2 protein-coding genes and 1 pseudogene are annotated in these 1,767 nt (G+C 45.9%); 2 read left to right on the top strand and 1 reads right to left on the bottom strand.

Going from position 1 to position 1,767, the window contains the following annotated elements:
* A partial coding sequence (locus L462_RS25375) for a gp53-like domain-containing protein (protein WP_032634170.1) occupies positions 1 to 344 on the top strand: 344 nt, incomplete at its 5' end.
* A gap of 95 nt (positions 345 to 439) precedes the next feature.
* On the top strand, positions 440 to 913 hold the full coding sequence (locus L462_RS00010) for a tail fiber assembly protein (RefSeq protein WP_032679843.1): 474 nt from the start codon (positions 440 to 442) through the stop codon (positions 911 to 913).
* Between the two features lie 428 nt (positions 914 to 1,341).
* Here L462_RS00010 and L462_RS25690 read toward each other — a convergent pair.
* Positions 1,342 to 1,767 (bottom strand): annotated as a pseudogene (locus L462_RS25690) (phage tail protein); the annotation flags it as partial.

Raw genomic sequence — 1,767 nt, 5'->3', positions numbered from 1 at the left:
TTCGTTTGGGAGAAGCGGCAAAAATGGAGGCGGCCACCGCCCAGATCGGTGCTAATGGCTGGCTATATATTCCCGTTTCTGGCGGCAAAAAAATGCTGCTGCAGTGGGGGCTTTTAACCGGTGCGAGTAATTATTCTTTTAAATTCCCAATTGCATTTCCCGTAGGTGGTTTATGCCTGGTTGCAATGGCCCATACAACTGATTCCGCTGATGTGAGCATGGTAACTATGACTAATGGATTTATCAGGGATAAAACCAGCGCGTTTGCTTTGTGCGCCAGAACAGTGAACGGCGTGCAGCAACCTTTTGAACGTAGCGTTTACTGGTTCGCTGTTGGCTACTGACGTCAAAAAATTGTGTGATTACTCACACATGGTAGCTAGATAATTATTTTACGAAACCGCACTTACGATCTGAGTCTCAAACTAAGGAGTGCGTTATGAACTATTGGTTTAGCCCTGCAAATAATGCTTTTTACCCCGTAGCTTTAAAGGAGTCTTATGTAAATGCAGGTAGTCTTCCTAATGATTTAATCGAAGTGGAGGATAGTGTTTTTAGCGAATTTTCCGCGACGCCACCAGAAGGGAAATTGCGTGGCATTGGATCTGATGGTTTTCCGATCTGGATTGATATTCCCATTGTGGAAGAAAGCCCGGAACAAATCCAGGCACGCGCCCGTGCTTTGCGGGATGAATTCATCGTCAGTACAGATCGAATGCTTGTTTCTGATTACACTATCAACAATGTTTTATTAACCTCTGAGCAGCAAGCGGAACTTTTGGATGTAAGGCAAAAGTTTAAAGTTTGGCCTGAGAGTGAGGGATGGCCGGACATAGCGTTGCCTGCGATACCTCAATGGATTCTCATTGAGGCAGCAAACAACGGTTACGTAGTAAAAAATTGGCCTGAGTGAAATAAAGCCCGTAAGGGCTTTATTTTTATACAGTCGGGTTAACTACAGGATTAAATTAAAACCCTATTGCAAACCACGTAAACATACGGGAATTACCAGGCAGAGTATCGTCAAGGAAAAACTGAGCGTTAACACCCGTTTTCGTTGGGTAGCCGATTGAAACAGCTTGCCTTAAAGTTCTATAGATTGGCACATAATCATAATCGGATGCCCTCACGCCTGCGCTTGAATAGACGCCGAAGCAGGCCGCAGGAAACGCTACGGGAAAAGTTATATCACACTTATAAGTAGTGCTTGTTACACCTCCCTCCCATCGTCCCCACTGCACCATTAACGTAATACCGCCGATTAATGGGAATTTCGACCAGCCGCTATTAGACAAAACGCCGCTCGCTGCGGCGAGTTTTGCCGCTTCTCCCAAACGAACGTTATTTACCGATGGCTATAATCATGGTCCCGTACTTTCCTGCCTTTGATGTTTTAATTTTTGCGAGCGTTCGATCACCACCGATGATTTTGTACGTCGGTGCTTCTGTCTGCGTTGGGTCTACCCATATGGCGGATATAGCCAGTAACGAATAAGGGAAAGCTATTGGATAAACCGCAGGCGTTCCCTCTACATCCGAGCTGTAAACATCAACCGAAAAAACCTGCACAATATGGCCGCTAGGTAATTTGAACCATCGCAGATCAGATGTGAATGCAGTCATATCCGGTATCTGATTTGCACCGGTTCCAACAGTCCTTTTAGCCGCTTCCCCCAAACGAAGGTATTCGATAATCCCATCTGCGGTTTTTCCAGACAAAGTTGTCAGCGTGCTATCCAGCGGCTGCTTGCCTGCCAGCGCATTTGT

The organism is Enterobacter sp. BIDMC 26, from assembly GCF_000534435.1.
GTDB classification, from domain to species: Bacteria; Pseudomonadota; Gammaproteobacteria; order Enterobacterales; family Enterobacteriaceae; genus Enterobacter; species Enterobacter ludwigii.
Note: the sequence above shows the minus strand (reverse complement) of the source record. Positions and strands in the feature narration are given on the sequence as shown.

Bases quoted from the DNA above. Each gene is read 5' to 3' on its own strand.
- L462_RS00010 (WP_032679843.1), top strand. From the start codon at position 440: ATGAACTATTGGTTTAGCCCTGCAAATAATGCTTTTTACCCCGTAGCT.